The following is a 20,685-nucleotide window of genomic DNA, read 5'->3' on the forward strand; positions in this document are numbered from 1 at the left end:
CTGCTCTTCTCTCTCTGAATGATTAGGCCGCGACGGGCTCGCGGGCGTCGATGCTGGGATCGAGTTCTCCGGCGCGGTAGCGCCGCGCCATCTCGCTCAAGGGAACGACCTTGATCCGGCTGGCGTGGCCTGCAGTCCCGAACTGCTCGAAGCGCTCGCGGCAGAGCTCGCGCATCGCATCCATCGCGGGCTTGAGGAATTTGCGCGGATCGAACTCGGAGCGCGTTTGCGCGGCGACCTTGCGGAACACCGCGGTCATCGCCAGCCGGCAGTCGGTGTCGATATTGACCTTGCGCACGCCGCTCTTGATGCCGCGGACGATCTCCTCGACCGGCACGCCCCAGGTCTGCGGCATCTCGCCGCCGAACTGATTGAACATGTCCTGGAGCGGCTGCGGCACCGAGGAAGAGCCGTGCATCACGAGATGCGTGTTCGGCAGACGGCGATGAATCTCCTCGACCACCCGCATCGCCAGAATGTCGCCATCCGGCTTGCGGCTGAACTTGTAGGCGCCGTGCGAGGTGCCCATCGCGATCGCGAGCGCATCGACCTTGGTGGCGCGGACGAAGTCGACCGCCTGGTCGGGATCCGTCAGCAACTGATCGTGGCTGATCGTGCCTTCGACGCCGTGACCATCCTCCTGTTCGCCGCCGCCATGCTCGAGCGAGCCGAGCACGCCGAGCTCGCCTTCGACGGAGGCACCGACCCAATGGGCGAGATCGACGACGCGGCTGGTGATCGCAACGTTGTAGTCGTAATCGGCCGCGGTCTTGGCGTCTGCCTTGAGCGAGCCGTCCATCATCACCGAGGTGAAGCCGTGGGCGATCGCGGAGGCGCAGGTCGCTTCGTCGTTGCCATGGTCCTGGTGCATGCAGAGCGGGATGTCCGGATAGGTCCGCTCCAGCGCGCCGATCATGTGCGAGAGCATGAGGTCGCCGGCATAGCTGCGCGCGCCGCACGAAGCCTGGATGATCACCGGCGCGTCGACCTCGGCCGCCGCCTGCATAATCGCGATGCCCTGCTCCATGTTGTTGATGTTGAATGCCGGCACCGCGTAGCCGTGACTGGCGGCGTGGTCGAGCAGCTGACGAAGGGTGATACGGGCCACGACAATTCCTCCTGTTATTGCTTGCCGGTGCGGGCAATCGCCCGCCGGGCGGCTTCCGCAACGCTTTGCGGCGTGATGCCGAATTCGCGGTAGAGCACTGGCGCGGGCGCCGAGGCACCGAAGCCGCGCATGCCGACGAATTCGCCGTCAGTGCCGATCCATCGATGCCAATCGCCGGCGACTGCCGCCTCGATGCCGATCCGTGGCGCCGTGCCGAGCACGGCAGCGCGGTAGTCCTCCGGCTGCTCCTCGAACAACGCGAAGCAGGGCGCGGAGACTACGGCCGCGCGGACGTGCTCGGTGGCGAGCAGGCGGGCCGCTTCCAGCGCAATAGACACTTCCGAACCCGTTGCGATGAACGTCACGTCGCGGCCGCCGTCCGGCGAAACGATCAGATAGGCGCCCCGTGCGACGCGGTTTCTACCGCGCACGTCGCTGCGGAAGGTCGGCAGCGCCTGACGGGACAGGCACAGCACGGACGGACGATTTTCAGCTTGGAGCGCGCAGTCCCATGCTTCCAGCGTCTCAACCGCGTCGGCCGGCCGGAAAACAAGCAGGTTCGGAATGACGCGAAGCGCTGCGAGATGCTCGACCGGCTGATGCGTCGGGCCGTCCTCACCGAGGCCGATGGAGTCATGGGTCATCACATGAATGACGCGGATCCGCATCAAGGCCGCAAGGCGGAGCGCCGGCCGGCTGTAATCGGAGAACGCGAGGAAGGTGCCGCCATAGGGAATGAAGCCGCCGTGCAGCGCGAGGCCGTTCATCGCGGCCGCCATGCCGTGCTCGCGGATGCCGTAATGGATGTAATCGCCGGCGAACGCGCCGCGCTTGACCGGGGTCTGCGACTTGGCATGCGTCAGGTTCGAATGCGTGAGGTCCGCCGAGCCACCGACAAATCCGGGAATCGTCCCTGCGATTCCGTCGAGCACCTGTTGCGACGCCTGCCGCGTCGCGAGCTTCGGACGCTCGGTGGCAAAGCGCTCGCGCAACTTCGCCGAGGCCAGGGCATAGGCGTTCGGCAGGGCAACCGACTTACCCTCGACAAACAGATCGCGCTGCTCAGGCGTCGCGCATTCATAGCGATCGAGCCAGGCGAGACGCTCGACCTGCCCGCGCTGCCCGATCATCCGCCATGCTTTCAGGACCGTGACAGGCACCACGAAGGGCTGATAGTCCCAGCCGAGCGCTCGCCGCGCCGCCGCGGTCTGCTCGGTGCCGAGCGGCGCGCCGTGCGCCTTCTCGGTGCCCTGACGATCCGGCGCGCCATAGCCGATGATGGTGCGGCAGGCGATCAGCGACGGTCTTTGGCTCTCACGCTCCTCCGCAATCGCCTGCGCAACTGCTTCGGAATCGTGCCCATCGACACGGCGCACCGACCAGCCTGAGGCGGCGAAGCGCGCGAGCTGGTCGTCGGAGGTCGAAAGCGAGGTCGGCCCGTCAATGGAGATGCCGTTGTCGTCGAACAGCACGATCAGGCGGCCGAGCCCGAGATGGCCGGCGAGCGAAATCGCTTCCTGGCTGATGCCTTCCATCAGGCAGCCGTCGCCGGCGATCACATACGTAAAGTGATCGACGAGGCCATCGCCATGCCGCGCATTGCCCATCCGCTCGGCGAGCGCCATGCCCACCGCGGTCGCAATCCCCTGCCCCAGCGGACCGGTCGTCGTCTCGACGCCCGGCGTATGGCCATATTCCGGATGGCCCGGCGTCTTCGAGCCCCATTGCCTGAAGGCCTTGATGTCATCGAGGCTGACGTCGCCGCCGGTGAGATGGAGCAATGCATAGAGCAGCATCGAGCCGTGGCCTGCCGACAGCACGAAGCGATCACGGTCCGGCCAGTGGGGGTGAGCCGAGTCGAATTTCAGAAATCGCGAGAACAGCACGGTGGCGACATCGGCCATGCCCATGGGCAGTCCGGGGTGGCCGGACTGCGAGGTCTCGATGGCGTCGACCGCGAGGAAGCGGACGGCGTTGGCGAGATCATTGTGTGTGACCGCGGTAAGGTCTGCGTCGGCGTGGACGGAGATGTTCATCGGATCCTCCCCTCGTTCACTTCAGGTTTCGCTTGCGCTCGATGAGCTGCATGATCAGCGGCGTCAGGATCAGCTGCATGGCAAGATCGAGCTTCGCGCCGGGGCACACGATCGAATTGGCGCGCGACATCCAGCTTTGCGGCAGCATCGAGAGCAGGTAGGGGAAGTCGATGCCGCGCGGGTTCTTGAAGCGGATCACGACCATCGATTCGTCCGGCGTTGGGATCCAGCGCGCGATGAATGGATTGGAGGTGTCCACCGTCGGCACGCGCTGGAAGTTGATGTCGGTCTCGGAAAATTGCGGACAGATGTAGTGGATGTAGTCGGGCATCCTTCGCAGAACGGTGTCGGTGACGGCCTCGGTCGAATAGCCTCGCGCACTGCGGTCGCGGTGCAGCTTCTGGATCCATTCGAGATTGATGACGGGCACGACGCCGATCTTGAGGTCGGCATAACGCGCGACGTTGACCTTGTCGGTGACGACCGCGCCATGCAGGCCCTCGTAGAACAGCAGGTCGGAGCTCTCCGGCAGCCGTTTCCATTCGGTGAAGGTGCCGGGTGCGGCACCATGCAGCGCGGATTCCTCGGCATCGTGGACATAGTGCCGCGTCGTCGCCGTACCGGTCTCGCCATAGTCGCGGAACGCCCGCTCCAGCTCCTCGAACAGATTGGTCTCGGGGCTGAAATGGCTGAAATGCCTGTTGCCGCGATCGGCCTCCTTCGCCATCTGCGTGCGCATTTCCACGCGATCGTAACGATGGAAGGCGTCGCCTTCGATGTAGGCGGCGTTGACCTTCTCGCGGAAGAATATCTGTTCGAACGTCTTCTTGACCGACGTGGTGCCGGCGCCGGAAGAACCGGTGATGGAGATGATCGGATGCTTCCTGGACATGGGATGCCTCGCTTACAGCCGGAAGAAGCCGCGCCGCGCGAACAGCGGTGCGGAGACGCTGGCGACCAGCAAGGGATCGCAATGCAGGTCCTCGACGCGCTGCACCTCGTTGTTCGAACCCATGATCAGCGGCACGCGCTGGTGCAGGCTCTGCGCTGAAAGCTCAAGGATGCGTTCGCGCCCGGTCGACGCGGAGCCGCCGGTCTGCTCGACGATGTAAGCCATCGGGTGCGCCTCGTAGACGAGGCGCAGGCGGCCGTCGCCATAGCCTGGCCGTGCATCAGAGGGATAGAGGAACACGCCACCGCGGGTGAGGATACGGTAGGCCTCGGCAACCAGCGAGCCGACCCAGCGCATGTTGAAATTGTGGTTGGCCTGCCCTTCCACACCGGCGAGGCATTCGTCGACGAAGGCGCGCACCGGCTGTTCCCAATGCCGGCGGTTCGAGGCGTTGATCGCGAACTCCTCGCAGGTCTCGGGGATCTGCACGGCGCTACGCGCGAGACGGAAGCAACCGGACTTGCGATCCAGCGTGAAGATATCGACGCCCTCGCCAAGCGTCAGCACCAGCGAGGTCTGCGGGCCGTAGGTGACGAACCCCGCCGCGAGCTGCGCCGAGCCGCGCTGATGAAAGGCGAGCGCGAGATCATCAGGCGCGGGCAGGATCGAAAAGATCGTGCCTACGGTCATGTTGATGTCGATGTTGGAGGAGCCGTCGAGCGGATCGATCGCGACGCAGATCTTGGCCTTGCGGTCGCCGATCTGAGGTTCGCGCATCTCCTCCGACGCCAGTGCCGCGATCGGCAGCTTGCCGAGACAGCGGCGCAGGATCGCATCCGCCTGCACGTCGAGATCGCGCTGGACGTCACCGTCGCTATTGCGGCCGGTGGTCAGGCCGGAGGCGTCCGCAAGGTCTCCGGTGGCGATGAGATCGGCGATTTCGATCGCGGCCGCCGCGATGGCATCGACCGCGGACGCCACGGCCAGCGCATGCGGCGCCGTCTCGGAATACCGCTGAAGGTGGTCGTCCAGCCTGAGTTGCCCGGTCATCTGCGTCCATCCCCTTTGCTGGTGCCGTATCCAGTTCCCTCCTCGCTGGAGGTCCGGTGCGGTCAGTGCCACAACGATGAGATTGACAGGGCCGGCTTAATAAGGAAAATTTCTATTCATAATGAGCGCCAAAGAATTATCTTATAATGCCCGTTCGGCGGCACAGCTCCGGCATCTGACGATCCGGCAGCTTCGCTCGCTCGCGGCGCTCGCGGCCAAGGGCAGCGTCACGGCAGCCTCGACCCAGCTCGGCCTGACGCAGCCGGCCGTGACCCAGCAACTGCGCCAGCTTCAGGATCTCGCCGGCCTGCCGCTGCTGCAGCGGACCGGCGACGGCATGCTGCTGACGGAGGCGGGCAAGGAGGTGCTTACCCTCGCCGAGCGCGTCGAAGCCGCAATCACCGACTGCCAGGGCGCGCTCGACCTGCTCGCCGGGCGAACCGGCGGCACGGTGCATCTCGGCGCTGTCTCGACCGCAAAATATTTCGTGCCGCACGCAATCGCGGCATTCTCGAAGCGGTATCCGAAGATCGAGCTCAAGCTCACGGTCGGCAATCGCGAGGAGATCCGCGAGGCCATGCACGGCTACGACCTCGATTTCGCGGTGATGGGTCGGCCACCGGCCGATGTCAGCGTCGACGTCCGTCAGCTCGGGCGGAATCCGCACATCATCGTCGCACGCAAGGGGCACTGGCTGGAGAAAGATTCCGGCCTCAACCTGACCGACCTCGTGCACGAGACCTTCCTCACCCGCGAGCCTGGCTCGGGCACGCGGACGCTGATGGAAGGCATGTTCCAGAGGTCGGATCTCGAGCCGATCATCGGCATGGAGATGAGCAGCAACGAGACCATCAAGCAGGCTGTCATCGCCGGGCTCGGCATCGCCTTCATCTCGGCCCACACCGTGGCGCACGAACTCACCGAGGGCCGGCTCGTAGTGCTCGACGTCGCGGGCCTGCCGATCGTGCGGCAATGGTATGTGATCCGCCGCAGCGACAAGGTGCTGTTGCCGCCGGCGCAGGCGATGTTCGATTTTCTGGGCTCGGAAGGGTCGAACTATCTGCCCGAATTACCCGAATTCGGCGCGCGATAGCCTGTCGAAATTCAGCCCATCAGCTTCATTGCGACGGTGGCCGCGAGAATGACGATGATCTGGAGCAGGCGCTCGGTCGTGAAGATGCGGTTGAAGGTGGTCATCGCTTGCCCCGGCCGAATTGGGATGTCTCGGTCGCGACGTTGCTAGCACGGGCGGGCGTCGAGATAACTCCGTAGTCGACCCGTGTTTTCCGTGCACGACGCGACGGCCGACCCTGCGGCGGGCCTGCCCAAGGCCATGCCGATGGTTAACGATCAGGCCGCACGCGTAGCAGCGTAATCCATCCGCGCGGCGAAATAGGCTTCCAGCTCCAGCAGCGCCCGTGCTTCCCAATCCCTCGCCTGCTCAAGCAGCGACCAGCTCTGGCCCGGGCGGAATGCAGCGGTCTGGCGATAGAGCGATGCGATACCGCGGTAGCGGCGCACGTTCTCCAAGATGGCGTGACCGGTGATTTGGCCGTTCATGTCCGAAAACTCCCTCGTCATTCCCGGGGGAGAAATTGCGGCCAAATCTTTTTCGAAAAGTTAGCGCCGCGCGGCAAGCGCGCGAATGGTTTCCGGACTGTTGCCCGCGCGCAACGTGCGCGACCGCGCAAGACCGATCTATTGCGAATTCGTTGCCGCGCTCTCGCTTCGCGGCTTCAATCCGCCGCGGCTGATGATCGCCATCGTCTCGCGGCAGAGATCGGCAAGGCCGATCACCAGCACGGCGAGCAGGCAGAACAGCTTGATGGAATCGGCATGCGCGCTGGTCAGCGAATTGAACTCGAAGAAGGGCGGCATGAACGCCCACCACACCAGCGGAATGGTGAGGACCGCGGCGAACGCCGCAACTGGCACGCCCGCGACAAAGCCGAGCACGAACAGGCTGGGCAGGAACGCCGCGAAATAGAGCTTTGCGCCGAGCACGACACAGGCGCCCTGGAGCGCAGCCGACATTGCGACAACGACGAATCCAAGCAGAAACGCCTGCCATGACCACGGTCGTACCCGCGGTACGCCAAACAGCCCCGCACGCCTCATCAGCCTCCCCCTGCCGCCCGTTAACCAGGCTCGCTTGCGACCAAAGTACTACACCGGCAGGGAAACTGCGAGGTGGAAATTGCCGGCGGGACGGCCTTGGTAAACGGGCCGAACCGCACGAATTGGGCGACCCGGCCCCTATTCGGTGGCCGCATAGATCAGGCCTGCGACGGGCAGCGCGAGGCCAATGGCCGATGCGAGCGTCCAGCCGCCTTGCGCAAACGCCCAGGCGCCGACCGCCGAGCCCGCCGCGCCCGCGGTGAAGAACGTCGCCATGTAGAGGCCGTTGAGGCGACTGCGGTGCTCGTGCCCCAGCGCGAAGATCGCGCGGAAGCCGAGCACGACGTTGCCCTGCACGCCGATGTCGATCGCGATCGCGGCCACGACCAGGCAGGCGAGGTTCAGCACCGATCCGGGCGCGCCGATATGCGTGATCAGGAAGCCCACTGCCGCCAGCAGCAGCGCGACCAGTGTTGCCATGCGGCTATGGCCGCGATCGGCAAGCCGCCCGGCGATCGGAGCCGCGAACACGCCGGCGACACCGGCAAGCGCGAACAGCGCGATGCCGCGCTGGGTGAAGCCGAACTCGCTCGCGAGCAGCAGCGGCGTCACGGTCCAGAACAGGCTGAAGGCGCCGAACAGGCTGGCCTGGTACAGCGCGCGGCGGCGCAGCAGCGGCGTGGTCCGCACCAGATGCGGCATCGACAGCAGCAACTCGCCGTAATGCATGCGCGCGACCGGCTTGCGCTTCGGCAGCGTCATCCAGAGCACGGCCGCGAGCACGATCATCAGCGCGGCCGAGCAGAAGAACACCGCGTGCCACGACAGCATCGCCGTGACGAAGCTCGACACCGGCCGCGCCAGCATGATGCCGAGCATCAGGCCGGTCGAGACGTTGCCGACGACGCGGCCGCGAATGGCTGCCGGCGCAAGATGCGCCGCATAGGGAATGATGATCTGCACCGCGACCGAGCCGAGCCCGATGAACAGCGCGGCGATCAGGAACGGCAGCGCGTGGGACGCGAACCCCGCGGCGAGCAGGGCTGCGGCGCCGAGCGTGATGACGGAGCAGATCAGGGTACGGTTCTCGACGAGGTCGCCGAGCGGCACGATGAAGAGAAGCCCCACGCCGTAACCGATCTGCGTCATGGTGACGATCAGCCCCGCCGCTTCATGCGACAGGCCGAGCGCGGCGCTGATCGGCGCGATCAGCGGCTGGGCGTAATAGATGTTGGCGGCGACCATGCCGCAGGCCGCGGCAAGCACGAAGGTCAGTCGCTGCGACACCGCAGCCGGATCCGGCGCGGTCTCGATCGTGGCATTCATCGTCATTCACACGGTCTCCAGATATAGGAAACGCTTGTTTCCTAATATGACAAAAAATTCAGGCGAGCAGCTTCATCGCGACGGCGACCAGGCGCTTGCCGTCGAGCGAAAGGCGCGCCTTGCCGACGACGCGCAGACCCTGCGTGATGCAGATCATCAGCCGCGCGGTGTCGTCGGCGGCGACATGGCGGGGAATCGAGCCGTCAGCCTGCCCCTCGCGAATGAGGCCAGCGATGAAGCCTTCGTTGGTCTCGAGCCGCGCGCTGACGAGGGCGCCCACCACCGGATCGACCGCGGACAATTCGACCGCGCTGCCGACCACGAGACAGCCGCGCCGCCCCTCGCTGCCCTGGGAATGCTCTACATACGACAATAGCATGTTGCGCAGCCGCTCGCGGCCGTTGGCGCCTTTCGCCGCGGCGCTACGCGTCTGCTCCTGGCGCAGAGCGACATAGCGCTCGAAGGCGGCGAGAAACACCGCATGCTTGTCGCGAAACGCCTTGTAGACGCTGCCGGTCGCCAGCCGCATCGCCGCGGTGAGATCGCCAATCGAGGTCGCATGATAACCGCGCTCGGAAAACACGCGCACGGCCCCGTCGAGGGCAATGTCCATGTCGAACTCCCGGGGACGGCCGGGCGGACGCGCGACGGAGCGGGATTTGCGGGCGGCTTTTTGCATTGCGGGATGATAGGGAATGATTGTTTCCGAATAAAGACACGTGGTTGTGATGGGGTGTGGGTCACACTGATCGCCACCAACTCCTGCGTCGTCCTGGCGAAGGCCAGGACCCATTACCCCAGGGAGGAGTTTGGCGGACATTCTCTGTAGATCGTCATTGCGAGCGCAGCGAAGCAATCCAGAATCCCTCCGCGGCGGCAGACTGGATTGCTTCGCTGCGCTCGCAATGACGGAGTATGAGGCGGCAGCGGCACTCCTCCAACTCGCATTCAGATTGCAGACACGCCTTCGCATCCTCGCGGCTGATTTCGCCCGAGCTTTGCTTCGTCACTCCACCCTCTTGTCCAAGAGGGCGCAGGGAAGGCCGGGTGCCGGCTGGCACCCGCGGTCCGCTGCGCGAAAATGTAGCGCAAGGAAACCGCACAGCAGCATACAGGTGTAGCCAATCACTCGGCCTTCCCTGCGCGATGGTTGGACGGCTTATGCCGTGCTCTCCCGGGAGCCGAGTTCCTTTTGGCCTCCCTCACTCTCACAGAAGTCGCCGACATCGCGCCGGTTGACGCAGATGCCGCATCCGTCAGAGCTTGACCGTAGCAACGACGGCCAGGACCACACGGCTTTGCCGCAAGCAAAAAGAAATGTCGGCTTTTCAATGCCTTAGGGAAATGCCGGCGCTAAGGCCGGAGGCTCAGGCCCCGAATAGGCCCCGGCTCAGATATGCGGGGCTGTGAGCGCTCCTGAGCGCCTCTGAGCGCGCGTATGGACGGCTTGCCAAGCCGCGATCAGCCGCTCAGGCTTCGGCAGATCGACGCTGCTCCAGCGAGAGCATCATGACAAAACTTCCGCCGACCATTGCTGAGGCCGAAGCTTCGCTGATCGAGGCCGAGATGATCGGCGTCGTTAGCCATTGGTTCGATCTCGCGCACGAGTTGCTGCAAAAGGAAAGCTCGCATCACTACACGCAGGCGAAGATGAAGGCCCTGATCTGGGAAGGCACGATCCCGACCGTGAAGGTGATCGGCTGGGCCCATCAAGGCGCTGCCGATGCCCACATCGCGCTGCTGGAGGTCGCCGCCGAGATGATGGATCGCGGCGATGAGCTGCCTCGGACGATAGCGGGCTATGCGATCCAGTATTTGGGCAAGCCGCCCCCATCGCGCGCCAAGGGCCGGGATGCGGCTGACAACTGGCTTCGCGATCAATGCATTGCCGTGCTCGTCGCGCTGGCGGTCGAACGCTGGCATCCGCACCTGCCGATGAGCCGCAACCCAACTTCAAACTGGCCGAGCGCCTGTTCGCTGGTCAGCGCCGCGCTTCGTCGGCGTGGGATCAAAGTGAAAGAAAAGCGGGTGGAACAGATTTTCTGCCAGCTCGCCGATCTCTTGCCGGCGCACCGTGCGTGGCAGGCAGGTCTTCTCGCGTCCTAACCTGATCCAGCTATTTGATTAGGACGACATCCCAGCAGACATCGTCGAAAATGCAAACGCCGCCCCCGGCAAAAGGGAGCGGCGCTTATTCACCGACCGAGCAAGGTCAGAGCAACATCATCGTCGCAGCCCTGATCCTACTCGGTCCAGCAGCCCTCGCCAAGGGGGCAGCAGGAGGATCGGGCCCATGGCCACCACCAGCAGCAAAACCCGCATCAACCGCCGTCGCGAGACGCGCAAACTGTTCGTCTGGCTCGATCAGGTGAGAGGTGATCCCGAGCTGTCGCCGAGCGCCTTCAAGGTCGCCTATGAGATCGGGCAACATTTCAATTCACGGCATGGCGGAGCGGCATGGCCGTCAAGCCTGACCCTCGCGACAAATATCGGTGTCGGCAAAGCCACCGTGATCCGCGTGGTCCAGCAGCTGCGCGAGCGCGGCCACCTTAAGATCGATCCCGGCAAGGCGGGGCGCGGCCATTCCAACCAGTACTTCATGGTCGTGCGAAAAGGTGCAGCCGCGCACCATAAGCCAGCGGAAAAAACCAGCGCCAGCGCAGGGTTTCAGGACGCCAATAAAAGGTCCACCAGCGAACCTTTTGCCGAACCGATAAAAGGTCCATTTTCGACGCTAAAAGGTCCACCAGTGGACCTGAACTACTTAGAACCACCTATGGGACCGCCTTCAGCGGTCCCCATAGGAGAGGGAGAGCGCTCGCGTGCGCTCGCTGTGATCCACGCCACCGCGCCTGCGCCTGTCGGCGGCGCGGTGGAAGAACGCAAGGAAGCCGTTGATCGGTTGGTCGTGGATCGGTTCCCCGAGCTGCTGGCGGTCTGGCAGCGGCCATGGGGCGACGACGACATCGCCGCCCACCGCGCCTTCGTGATCGCCTGCCGCGAGGCCGAGCCCGACGAGATCATCGCCGCCGCTCGCGCATGGGTCAGCGCCGCTGATGATCCGCGCTTCCTCAAGCCGCTGACGGAATGGCTGGCGAAAGGCCTCTGGCGAAACCAGCCGCCGCAGCGAAGGCCGCAGCGCAACGGCGGCAAGGTCTCCCTGTCGCGCCTCGCTCTCGAAATCGGTAGCCAGTGGGGGCGGTGATGGGCAACAGCAACATCGTTCCGCTGCAGCCGCATCCCATCCATCCGCTGCGTTCTCTGAAGCAGCTTGCCACCAAGGCCGACCGCATCGCCCTGCGCTACGATCAGATCGAAGAGCTGCTGGATACCCTCAGAGAAAAACTCGAAGCGACGACAGACCGCAAGCTGATCGACCAGCTGATCGCCGACGCCAGGCGCACCGCTGTGCTCACCGAACAGGACAAGGCCTTGTTGGCGTGGTGCGAGGCGACGTTGCAGCGGTTCGACCTGGACGACGCCTATGAAATCGACGACGACAAAAAATGGTTTCTCAAGCCGAGCGCGGTCGCCCCGCGCGTTGCGGTGCTGGTCGGCGGGTTTCCGAGCGGCTCGCCGCCCGATCCTGCCGTGTATCTCAAGGTGATGATGGAGCACGTCAGCAACGACAGCGCACTGGGTTTGATCGAACTCGATGCCGCGATCTGGGAGGCCACGGGCACCCTGAAATTCATTCCCTCGGTCAGCGAGCTGCTGGGGATCGTGAAGCGGCAAAACCAGCAATGGCACAGAAGGCTTGGGGGAATTCACAATATCGCCGAAGCGTCGAGCTGGACCTTGACGGAGATCGAGGAGCTGGAGGGCGAAGCGATGGCGCGGGTGCAGCAGGCGCGGTGAAAGATGCACAAGCGCACACCATCGGATGATCGCAACGCCGCCAAGCAGCGGCGCTATCGCGAGCGCTTGGCGAAAGCCGAGGTGCTGATACCGGTGCGCGTCGGGCCGCGCGGCATCGACCTGCTGATCCGGCTGCACTACCTCCCGCCGCGCGATAGCCACGCGCGCGAGCAGATCGGCGAGGCCGTCAGCCGCATGCTCGCCGATGCCGCCGAGCAGCCCTGAAAATTTTCCGTTACCAGTAACGCTCGCGGCTCGCGCGCCGTGTCATCGTCTTCCTCCCAAGTCGGGAGGACCGCCGTGAACGCACCGATCCCTTTGCGTCCTGATGTCACCGCCGTTCGCGAAGCCGCGCTGAGATCGCTGGCCCGCGCCGCCATCGACGCCGCCCGCAGCGTCCATGACCGCTACGCGAAAAGTGCGTGGCCGGACGATCACGTCGCCAAGCTGATCACCCGCAGCGCGGTGACGCAGACAACGCTCGCCGACACGCAGGCGCTGCAGCAGGTCGGGCTGCAGTTCGTCGGCTCGCTGGTGCCGGTGTCCGCCGCCGCCGCCGTGATCGCTTCCTCATTGAAGCTGACCTTCGACGGCAATGCGCAGATCAGCGTGCCTTCGCTGGCGCTGCAGCACGCGACATGGCTCGCCGAAGGCGCGTCGATCCCGGTGACGCAAGGCTTATCGACGCCGGGAGCGGTGGTTGATCCGTACAAGGCGGCAATGATCGTGACGCTGACCGGCGAAATGATCCGAGGCAGCAACGCCGAGGCAATCGTGCGACAGGCGCTGATCGAAACCGCAGCCCCGACGCTCGATCTTGCGATGTTCACGGCAGATGCAGGGGTGCCTGGGGTGATGCCTGCGGGCATCCTCAACGGCATTGCGCCGCTGCCGCCCTCGGCTGCGACCTCGCCGTATGACGCGACGGTCGCCGATATCGCCGCCATCGCGACCGCGCTCGCACCGGCCAGCGGTGCCGGCCCGCCGATCCTGATCGCCGCGCCGGCGCAGTTCGTGCCGCTCAGCATGAACGCGCGAAACCCTTGGGCGGTGCTGATGTCGGCGGCGCTGCCTGCAGGCACCGTGATCGGCGTCATACCTGCCGCCCTTGCAACCGTGATCGAGCCACCCCGGATCGAGGCGAGCCGGGGTGCGATGCTGCAGATGGACGATCAGCCCTCTGCCGACCCGATGACCGGCCCGATGACCGGCCCGACGATCTCGCTGTTCCAGACCGACGAAGTGGGCCTGCGTTTCATCTTGCCTGCAACATGGAGCCTGCGCTCGCCGAGCGGCGTAGCGTGGATCGAAGCAGCGAACTGGTGATCATCATGGACCAATTTTCAGACCAAGAGCGCGAACGCATCATCGCCGAGAGCCGTGCCTTGATGCAGCGGGGTGAAGCGGAGCCAGTGCAGCAGATCGTCTGCGAGCCGCCAGCCGAGGACGTGCTCATCGAGGCATTGAGCCAGCCGCTGGAGGATCGCGTCGAGCGGTGGCGGCGCGAAGCCGACGAGCAGACCGCGAGGTTTGAGCGAGCCCGCCGCCGCCGCGAGCGCAAGCCTGCGCCGGTTAATTCGGACCTGAAAATTTCCGAGGCCATCGCCGAGGAACGAGGGTTCCTGCTTGAAGTGCTCGCCGAAGCCATCGCCGAGCTGGCCCAGCGGCAAACGCGAGCCATCGAGGATGCACTGCGCCCGCTGCAGGTCGAGATGGCCCACCTGAAGGTCGAAAACGGCGAACTGAAGGTGATCAACGCCGAGCTGCGCTTGCAACAGAGCAGCGCTGATCATGGCAACAAGCTCCTCGACCTGCCGCCGATCCTGCGCAGCCGCGCGAACTGAGATAGTCGATGGAGAGACACCAGCTTCTCAAAGCGCGCGCGCGCCAGCGGCGGCACGCTGGTGCATCAGGCTGTGTCCTCGCCCTTGGCCAGCTTACCTGCAATCTGGGTCGTCTCCATAGACGGCGACGGACCGCTTAATGAGGCGTCCAACACGCCAGATCGCTCGGCAAAGGAGACAAGCTCCGCCAAGGACCGAAACTGCATCTTCTCCATCACCTTGTGTCGGTGCGCCTTTATCGTGCGCTCAGTAGAACCCAGAGCGTTCGCAACCGCCTTGTTGCTTTTCCCACGTATGACGAGTTCAAAGACCTGCCGCTCGCGTGGTGTCAATTTTGCGATCCGAGAAAGAACGGTGTCCCGCATCTGCTTCAGACCGAGGACATCCTTGTGTCGCGCAATCGCTCGTTCGACGGTCTGAACAAGCTGGTCCGAGGATACCGGCTTCAGCAGAAAATTTTCCGCGCCCGCCTTCATGGTCCGCACTGTGATCGGAATGTCAGGGTAGCCTGAGAGAAAAACGATGGGCAGCGTCGAACCCAGTTCGATCAGGCGCTGTTGCAGCTCTGGACCGCTCATGCCTGGGAGCCGCACGTCGAGGAGCAGACAGCTCGGTATGCTCTCGTTCGGCAGGCGATCAAGCAGATGCTGGGCGGAGGGATAGCTGTCGACCTCGTAACCGAATTGCTGCAAACAGCCTTCTATTGTTTTGCGGAAGGTCGCATTGTCATCGACGATATGCACCAGCCCCGGACCAACGCGCACCTCCACTGCTATCGACCTCCGGCACCCGGCCAAGGAAACTATTGCACACGACATCGTGGGTGGTCTGGTCACAAGTGGCCAGTTGGTGCCTGCGGGTCAACCGGTTGTCTCGGAAGGTCGAGGTCTGGAAAACGGGACGCTTGCAACTGACAAGCCACGTCACCCATATGGGTGACGTGGCCGCGCCGACCTTCCTGTGACGCTGGAGGGCTGGGGCTCGCCTTCAGGATCGGCTGATGACGAACAGCGAAATTGCCGCGATGGCCTCGAGCATCTGCACAGCGCACGATGCCTGCCCTGCTGATGGTCGAGCGATGCTGCATCAGATCGCGCACGATCATGGCCGCGCGGTTGCGGTCGCGGTCACGGCGATGTGCCGAATGATCTCGCGGCGGCGATGCGAGGAGGTCGCGCTGATCTTCGAGGGCCTGCCGCCCGACATCAGCTTCGCGGCTGCTCTCGCGGTCAAGCGCGAGCGCGGCGAGCCTTGCGCGCAAGGCTGGACCAAGCAGAGCGATGGCACCTTCGCCAAGCTGGTGCGCACCTGAAATTTTCAACATGCGCGATCTGATACACGCTGATCCGATCTGAGCGCTGCTGAGGCGCGAGCCCTTTAAAGCCCCGCTGATGCGTTCGAGCAGCTTCCCGCCGTATTGGCGAGCGGCCACCGCAAATAACTTCTCCAGCGCGGCTCCGTGCCACCGGGCTGAGCTGTTTTGGGGCCGGGGGGGCGGATCGCTCAACTGGAGCTGCAGCATTTCCGAGCGCTGGCGGCGCTCCAAAATTAGCGCCCGCAGGATAGGGAAATTTACAGGAATACCGTTCTGTGACCCCTCGTCTTTCAGCGGCGAAGCGAGCAAGATCGCCGGATCAACGCGAATGAGCAGAGGTCTCCATGGCAGGCCCGCCGCCAACCCCGACGCATCTGAAACTTCTGCGCGGCAACCCCGGCAAACGCCGCCTGCATCCGGAGCCCGAACCGCAGATCGCCAAGGTCTGCCCCGAGCCGCCGCCCTTCATCACCGGCTATGCTGCCGATGAATGGTGGACCGTCGCTCCGGGGCTGCACAGGCTCGGCCTCTTGACGACGGTCGATGTCGCTGCGCTCAGCGCCTACTGCTACGCCTACGCGCAATGGCGGCAAGCTGCCGAGGCTTTGGCGCGCATGGCTGATCGCGATGAGACCATGCACGGCCTGCTGGTCAAGACCGTGGACGGTAATGCGCGGCGGAACCCGCTGGTCAAGATCGCCAACGATGCCGCCGAAGACATGCTGCGCTATGCGGGCGAATTTGGCCTGACGCCAATTGCCAGAACGAGGCTCGGCGCAGCGGGCTACGCGGCGCCGTCGCCGCCATCGAAGTTCGACGGGCTGCTGGCGGGCACCGTCGTGCCGATGAGGCGCGGTGATGAATGACGGCGCGAGGAGCATCAAGCCGCCCAGCAAAACGGAATGGGACACGTCAGCGCTTGCTGCCAGCAGGCGAGCCTATCTTGATGAAGGTCTGTCATTCGAGCAGATCGCCGCGCGTGTGATCGGGAGCGCGACCCTCATTAGCAGCCGGATCGAGCCCTACCGCACGGCTCCTGGCGACGAGGAAGATGGGCGGCAGATCATCTTTGTCGTTCGCGCAGCGCCGCAAACCAGCGATCTGCTCTACAACGCTCCTGACGGGATGCGCGGACGTTACTGGCAAAGCCCTGACCATGGCTTCGCGGCGACCAAGCATCTGATCGACGGCTTGCTGCCGAAGCTGATGTCGGACGAGCCACCAGCGCCGCCGGAAAAGTGCGCGCCGATGAGCGTCGAGGACATCAAGGCCTCCTTAGAAGGGCTGTCAGCGAAGGTGTGGCCGCGAGAAAGGGATGATGCTCGGAAGCCCCTGTGGGTGGAGGACCAGCTAAAGGTGCTGCGCTGGGAACAGAGCGAGCAGGATGTTGGGAAGGGGCGTCAATGGCGGCGATCTTTCACCAGCGACGACCTTGAGATCAAGGGAGCCCTCATAGGCACAGATCAGACCGAATACATCCCTGAAGGCAAGCGGGACCGCTCCTGTCAGATACACAGGTTCGGCTTTACCTGAAGCGCGTGGCGGATGGATGAAAGCACGTGAGCCAAGGCCTTCGCTTCGAGGCGCGATGACGCCCGAGCAATTTTGCGCCGCGTTCTGCCTTTCGCCCGAGCTGCACGATACATTGCGGCGCTGCCGCTTGGCCCCGCGAGAGGTCCGCGTCGGCGGGCGCGTCGTGCTGCCGCTGGAAGCCATCGCGACATGGCGCTGCGAGATCGAGCCGATGCGGGCGTTCGCTCAGCGTTGGCTCAGCCGGTGCGGCGGTCAGCCCGCTTAACCGTCTCACGGCCCACACCTATTTCGGCGGCGATGGCGCGGTTGGTCCGTGAGCGAGCGTTTGTGCACAGCATGTTCCACCAAATCGCGCTTTATGCTTGCTATGTGCGAAAGCAAGCATTATCACGAGGATGCTTGCTTAACCCAAAGGAGGTCGCATTGGCGGACCACGATAAAGACCCTGACCGAAAGCGGATTGCCGCACAGGGGGGCCGTGCACGAGCGGACAAATTAGATCCCTCGAAACGCTCGGAAATAGCCAAGAACGCAGCAGTTCAACGATGGTCTGGGCCGGTGCACCATGCGCTTGAGGAAGGCACTCTCGACCTTGTGGGGATGACGTTTCGCTGTGCCGTAGTGGATGGAGAAATAAGGGTTATCTCCGGAACGGAATTCATGCGGACCATGGGAATTTACCGCAGCGGTGCACTGTCCACGCGCCGGTCGGAGGAAGATGGTGTGCACTTCCCGCTGTACCTTGCGTTTAAGAACCTGCGCCCCTTTGTCCTCGACGACGACAAGCTCGTCGAGGCGCTGCGCAACCCGATCCGATATCGCAGCGTGAACGGCTCCATCGCCGAGGGTATCCCCGGAACGGTTCTACGACGCATCCTCAGCGTTTGGGTGCGGGCCGAGCGCGAGGGGGTGCTCGGTCCCTCTCAGCAACGCGTGGCTGAAAAAGCGCAGGTCTTGCTCGACGGCCTTGCGGATACAGCCGTTGACGCTCTGATCGACGAAGCGACCGGCTATCAAAAGCGGCGTGCACATGATGCCTTGCAGCGCATCCTGGCCGCCTATGTCAGACCAGAATTTCGTTCATACAAAACCAAGTTCCCGATCTCGTTCTACGAGCAAATTTACCGCGTGATGGGGTGGCCGTTCGATGCCGGCTCCACGGCCCGAACCGCCTATGTTGGCAAGCTGACCAACACCCTCATTTACGAACAACTGCCGCCCGGTGTGCTCGATGGTCTCCGGAGGAAAAACCCGACAGATCCTGTAACGAAGAGACGCAAGCGCAAGCACTTTCAGTTTTTGACGGATGATGTCGGAGACCCGCACGTCGATAAGCAGATAACCGCCGTCACAACCCTGTTGAGAGCGACCCCGAACGGGCAGTGGAAGTTTTTTGACACGCTGTTCAGACAAGCATTTCCGCCCGCTCAGCCCGATCTATTTCTCGCGGATGAGATCGAGCGCCTGAGGCTGGTACCGCCAGACCAATAAAAAACCTGCGCCGGATCAACCCCGACCACATGGTTCAGGTTGTTGTCGCGCACGAGGACGGTTGGGTCATCTACTTTGAAGACGGCGACAAGAAATGCCCGCCGAACAAGTGTTCGAGGAGGCGCGCGGCTTTTGGGATGCGTTCATCCGCAGCAACGGCGTTGCCAAAGCGCTCGATGACTTCGCCGCTGTACAATATGAAAGTTCGGCTCAGATTGACGAAGAGAACTATCGCGCAGACACCGAAAAGCCCGCCTCGACCTGAGGCGGGCCCTCTGCTGGCTTGCGTCGATCAGGCGGCGAGCGGCATCTCATCTTCAGCGGCTTCCACGGGCTCGCTGATGATCCGCCTGATCTCGTCGGCGAGCCTCTGCAGCGCCGCGCGCTTCTCCTCGATGCGCGGGTCCTGATCGTAGTGCTTGCCGGTCACAGCCGCGACCGTACCGTGGTCGTCGCTCTTGATGGTGTGGTCGAGGCAGAGCGAGATGGTGGCGCGGCTGATGCCGATGGAGCCCATCAGGCTGGCGGCGGTGCGGCGCAGATCATGCGGCGTGAACGGCTTCAGCCCGAGCTGCTCGCAGAGGCCGAGGGAGCGCACGCGGCCATTGCTGGCCCTATTTCCGCGCAGCGCACCGGCCATCGCACTACGGGCCAGCGGAGCATTGCCAAAGCGGCCCGTGAACATCCACGTATAATTGCCCATCGCTTCCTTCGCGATCTCGACCGCCAGATCGGACAGCGGCTGATGGATCACGCGGCCCGCTTTCACCCGCTCCTCGGGGATGTCGACCTGCGGATACCGGCTGTTCAGATCATGGCCGTCCAGCTCATCGCGTTGGATATGCAAAAACTCCATCGAGCGCAGAGCGGTCGTGAGCGCGAACTTGAGCGCGAGGCAGATGCGGCGATCAACGGTGATGTCTGGCCGGTCGAGGCCATGCCAGAGGATCGGGATCTCCTCGCGGCTCAGCTTGCGCTTGCGCGGCTCCTCCGTAGGCAACAGCGGCAGGTTTACGCAGGGCGAGGTAGAGACGAAGTCGCGGCCTGCTTCGGCCGCCCAGTTGAACAGGCCCGAGACCGCCTTGCGCATATGGCGGGCGCTGGAGACCGATGCCTTCAGCGGCTTGCCGTGGACGATCAGCTTGCCTTCAAGGATATCGGCCTGCAGCTGCGCGATGTCATGCTTGGTGACCTCGCCTGCGATCATCCTGCCGAGGCGCGGACGCACCAGTCGGTTCAAGTGTCGGCTCTGTTCTTCCCAGCTCTTATTGCGCGGCGCTTTCTTGATCATGACGCCGTGCTCGGTGTGGCGGCGGGTGACGACCTCCTCTCGGAACCACGCGATGCGCTGGTCGATGATCTCGCCGACCGTGATGCCCGCCTGCTTGGCCTGAAGCCTGCGGACCTGACGCGCGGTCTGCGCGATATCCTCGCCGTTGGCGATCCTGACCCTCAGCTTCCACGCTTCCTTGCGCCAGAAGGCAACATCGTGTTCGCCCTGCTGATAGACGCCCAGGCGGTGCGTGCCGCGCTTTTTGCTGATCGGGTTTGTATACTTCAGGAAGAAGGTCGGCAGCGCTGACGGGCTCAGGCTGACGTAGAGGCCGGCGCAGGCGGCGTCGTAAATTTTTCGGCGCGCCTTCACTTCGGCGCGGCAGTCTCGTTCGGTGATGTTGGGCATTGGGTGCTCTCAGGCTGCGATGATGCGGGTGCCGCGCTGGGGCCTTGCCCCAGTAGCGGCGGTTCAGCGGCGAGCGCCCCAGCCTTGATGATCAAGGATATTTCCAAATGAGCCTATTTTTAAAGGATATCTTTCAGCTCAGCGGGTATCAGATCGGCTCGCCGGGTATCAAAATAAGGCCCACACGGTTTTGCCGTACGCACGGCCCGCCATTTCGCCGCAGTTTTTCCAGCCCTGTCGACGGAGCCGGAAACTTACAGACGAGACGAAGCCTAGCAGCGCCGCTCGTCGGAACGAAGTTTTGGGCTCACGGAGAGCAATCCGCCCTGCCCACGCCTCTCGTACCCGAACGCTGCCGCGTCCACCGCAAGCCCGGCTCGCGAACGTGACGACCACAAGATCGCCCCTCAAGGATGAGCCGGGATGGGCGACA

22 protein-coding genes are annotated in these 20,685 nt (G+C 64.0%); 12 read left to right on the forward strand and 10 right to left on the reverse strand.

Annotated elements, in window-relative coordinates; genetic code table 11:
- Positions 1 to 22 precede the first annotated feature (22 nt).
- The 4 genes from fba to IVA75_RS14650 are packed head-to-tail and all read right to left on the reverse strand — an operon-like array spanning position 23 to position 5,086.
- On the reverse strand, positions 23 to 1,108 hold the full coding sequence (gene fba, locus IVA75_RS14635) for a class II fructose-bisphosphate aldolase (RefSeq protein ID WP_247291065.1): 1,086 nt from the start codon (positions 1,106 to 1,108) through the stop codon (positions 23 to 25).
- A 14-nt stretch (positions 1,109 to 1,122) separates the two neighbouring features.
- A complete protein-coding gene (tkt, locus tag IVA75_RS14640) occupies positions 1,123 to 3,144 on the reverse strand; it encodes a transketolase (RefSeq protein WP_247291068.1) in 2,022 nt (673 codons plus the stop codon).
- Positions 3,145 to 3,160: 16 nt separating this feature from the next.
- Positions 3,161 to 4,036 carry a phosphoribulokinase gene (locus IVA75_RS14645; RefSeq protein WP_027516497.1) on the reverse strand — a complete coding sequence of 292 codons (876 nt, stop codon included), beginning with the start codon at positions 4,034 to 4,036 and terminating at the stop codon, positions 3,161 to 3,163.
- Positions 4,037 to 4,048: 12 nt separating this feature from the next.
- A complete protein-coding gene (locus IVA75_RS14650) occupies positions 4,049 to 5,086 on the reverse strand; it encodes a class 1 fructose-bisphosphatase (RefSeq protein WP_247291071.1) in 1,038 nt (345 codons plus the stop codon).
- Between the two features lie 121 nt (positions 5,087 to 5,207).
- Here IVA75_RS14650 and IVA75_RS14655 point away from each other — a divergent pair, with 121 nt between their 5' ends.
- The gene (locus IVA75_RS14655; RefSeq protein ID WP_247291073.1) at positions 5,208 to 6,179 is read left to right on the forward strand and encodes a LysR family transcriptional regulator; all 972 of its coding nucleotides are present in this window, start codon (positions 5,208 to 5,210) and stop codon (positions 6,177 to 6,179) included.
- Positions 6,180 to 6,436: 257 nt separating this feature from the next.
- Here IVA75_RS14655 and IVA75_RS14660 read toward each other — a convergent pair whose 3' ends face one another.
- The 4 genes from IVA75_RS14660 to IVA75_RS14675 all read right to left on the reverse strand — a co-directional run bounded on the left by IVA75_RS14660 (position 6,437) and on the right by IVA75_RS14675 (position 9,143).
- Positions 6,437 to 6,646, reverse strand: coding sequence for a hypothetical protein (locus IVA75_RS14660; protein WP_106942870.1), 210 nt, complete (start codon positions 6,644 to 6,646; stop codon positions 6,437 to 6,439).
- A gap of 138 nt (positions 6,647 to 6,784) precedes the next feature.
- Positions 6,785 to 7,204, reverse strand: a complete 420-nt coding sequence (locus IVA75_RS14665; RefSeq protein WP_247291075.1) for a DUF4118 domain-containing protein — start codon at positions 7,202 to 7,204, stop codon at positions 6,785 to 6,787.
- Between the two features lie 138 nt (positions 7,205 to 7,342).
- Entirely contained in the window at positions 7,343 to 8,536 is a 1,194-nt protein-coding gene (locus IVA75_RS14670; RefSeq protein ID WP_247291077.1) for an MFS transporter, read from the reverse strand.
- Between the two features lie 52 nt (positions 8,537 to 8,588).
- Complete coding sequence (locus tag IVA75_RS14675; RefSeq protein ID WP_247291079.1) at positions 8,589 to 9,143, reverse strand: TetR/AcrR family transcriptional regulator; 555 nt, start codon at positions 9,141 to 9,143, stop codon at positions 8,589 to 8,591.
- A gap of 953 nt (positions 9,144 to 10,096) precedes the next feature.
- Here IVA75_RS14675 and IVA75_RS14680 point away from each other — a divergent pair.
- The 6 genes from IVA75_RS14680 (at position 10,097) to IVA75_RS14705 (ending at position 14,232) form a co-directional block, all read left to right on the forward strand.
- Complete coding sequence (locus tag IVA75_RS14680) at positions 10,097 to 10,636, forward strand: hypothetical protein (RefSeq protein WP_247291081.1); 540 nt, start codon at positions 10,097 to 10,099, stop codon at positions 10,634 to 10,636.
- 187 nt (positions 10,637 to 10,823) lie between these two features.
- A complete protein-coding gene (locus tag IVA75_RS14685; protein ID WP_247291083.1) occupies positions 10,824 to 11,735 on the forward strand; it encodes a helix-turn-helix domain-containing protein in 912 nt (303 codons plus the stop codon).
- Complete coding sequence (locus tag IVA75_RS14690) at positions 11,735 to 12,388, forward strand: hypothetical protein (protein ID WP_247291085.1); 654 nt, start codon at positions 11,735 to 11,737, stop codon at positions 12,386 to 12,388. Before IVA75_RS14685 ends, IVA75_RS14690 begins: the two co-directional genes overlap by 1 nt.
- Before the next feature lie 3 nt (positions 12,389 to 12,391).
- A complete protein-coding gene (locus IVA75_RS14695; protein WP_247291087.1) occupies positions 12,392 to 12,613 on the forward strand; it encodes a hypothetical protein in 222 nt (73 codons plus the stop codon).
- 75 nt (positions 12,614 to 12,688) lie between these two features.
- Positions 12,689 to 13,714, forward strand: coding sequence for a phage major capsid protein (locus IVA75_RS14700; RefSeq protein ID WP_247291089.1), 1,026 nt, complete (start codon positions 12,689 to 12,691; stop codon positions 13,712 to 13,714).
- Positions 13,711 to 14,232: a hypothetical protein gene (locus IVA75_RS14705; RefSeq protein ID WP_247291090.1), complete on the forward strand. Its 522-nt coding sequence runs from the start codon at positions 13,711 to 13,713 to the stop codon at positions 14,230 to 14,232. The genes IVA75_RS14700 and IVA75_RS14705 overlap by 4 nt, the downstream gene beginning before the upstream one ends.
- A 65-nt stretch (positions 14,233 to 14,297) precedes the next feature.
- Here the strand turns inward: IVA75_RS14705 and IVA75_RS14710 are convergent, their stop codons facing one another.
- Positions 14,298 to 15,002 carry a response regulator gene (locus IVA75_RS14710; protein WP_247291092.1) on the reverse strand — a complete coding sequence of 235 codons (705 nt, stop codon included), beginning with the start codon at positions 15,000 to 15,002 and terminating at the stop codon, positions 14,298 to 14,300.
- Positions 15,003 to 15,232: 230 nt separating this feature from the next.
- Between IVA75_RS14710 and IVA75_RS14715 the strand changes: the two genes are divergently transcribed.
- From IVA75_RS14715 to IVA75_RS14735, 5 genes are all read left to right on the forward strand, one after another.
- Positions 15,233 to 15,544, forward strand: coding sequence for a hypothetical protein (locus IVA75_RS14715; RefSeq protein WP_247291094.1), 312 nt, complete (start codon positions 15,233 to 15,235; stop codon positions 15,542 to 15,544).
- 347 nt (positions 15,545 to 15,891) lie between these two features.
- A complete protein-coding gene (locus tag IVA75_RS14720) occupies positions 15,892 to 16,413 on the forward strand; it encodes a phage terminase small subunit P27 family (RefSeq protein ID WP_247291096.1) in 522 nt (173 codons plus the stop codon).
- On the forward strand, positions 16,406 to 17,080 hold the full coding sequence (locus IVA75_RS14725; RefSeq protein WP_247291098.1) for a hypothetical protein: 675 nt from the start codon (positions 16,406 to 16,408) through the stop codon (positions 17,078 to 17,080). The genes IVA75_RS14720 and IVA75_RS14725 overlap by 8 nt, the downstream gene beginning before the upstream one ends.
- Positions 17,081 to 17,503: 423 nt before the next feature.
- Positions 17,504 to 18,571, forward strand: coding sequence for a P63C domain-containing protein (locus tag IVA75_RS14730; protein WP_247291100.1), 1,068 nt, complete (start codon positions 17,504 to 17,506; stop codon positions 18,569 to 18,571).
- Between the two features lie 94 nt (positions 18,572 to 18,665).
- Entirely contained in the window at positions 18,666 to 18,836 is a 171-nt protein-coding gene (locus tag IVA75_RS14735; protein WP_247291102.1) for a hypothetical protein, read from the forward strand.
- 27 nt (positions 18,837 to 18,863) lie between these two features.
- On the opposite strand, the gene IVA75_RS14740 is transcribed toward IVA75_RS14735, so the two are convergent.
- A complete protein-coding gene (locus tag IVA75_RS14740) occupies positions 18,864 to 20,252 on the reverse strand; it encodes a tyrosine-type recombinase/integrase (protein WP_247291112.1) in 1,389 nt (462 codons plus the stop codon).
- Positions 20,253 to 20,685 lie beyond the last annotated feature (433 nt).

This window comes from Bradyrhizobium sp. 134 (assembly GCF_023074155.1).
Lineage (GTDB): Bacteria > Pseudomonadota > Alphaproteobacteria > Rhizobiales > Xanthobacteraceae > Bradyrhizobium.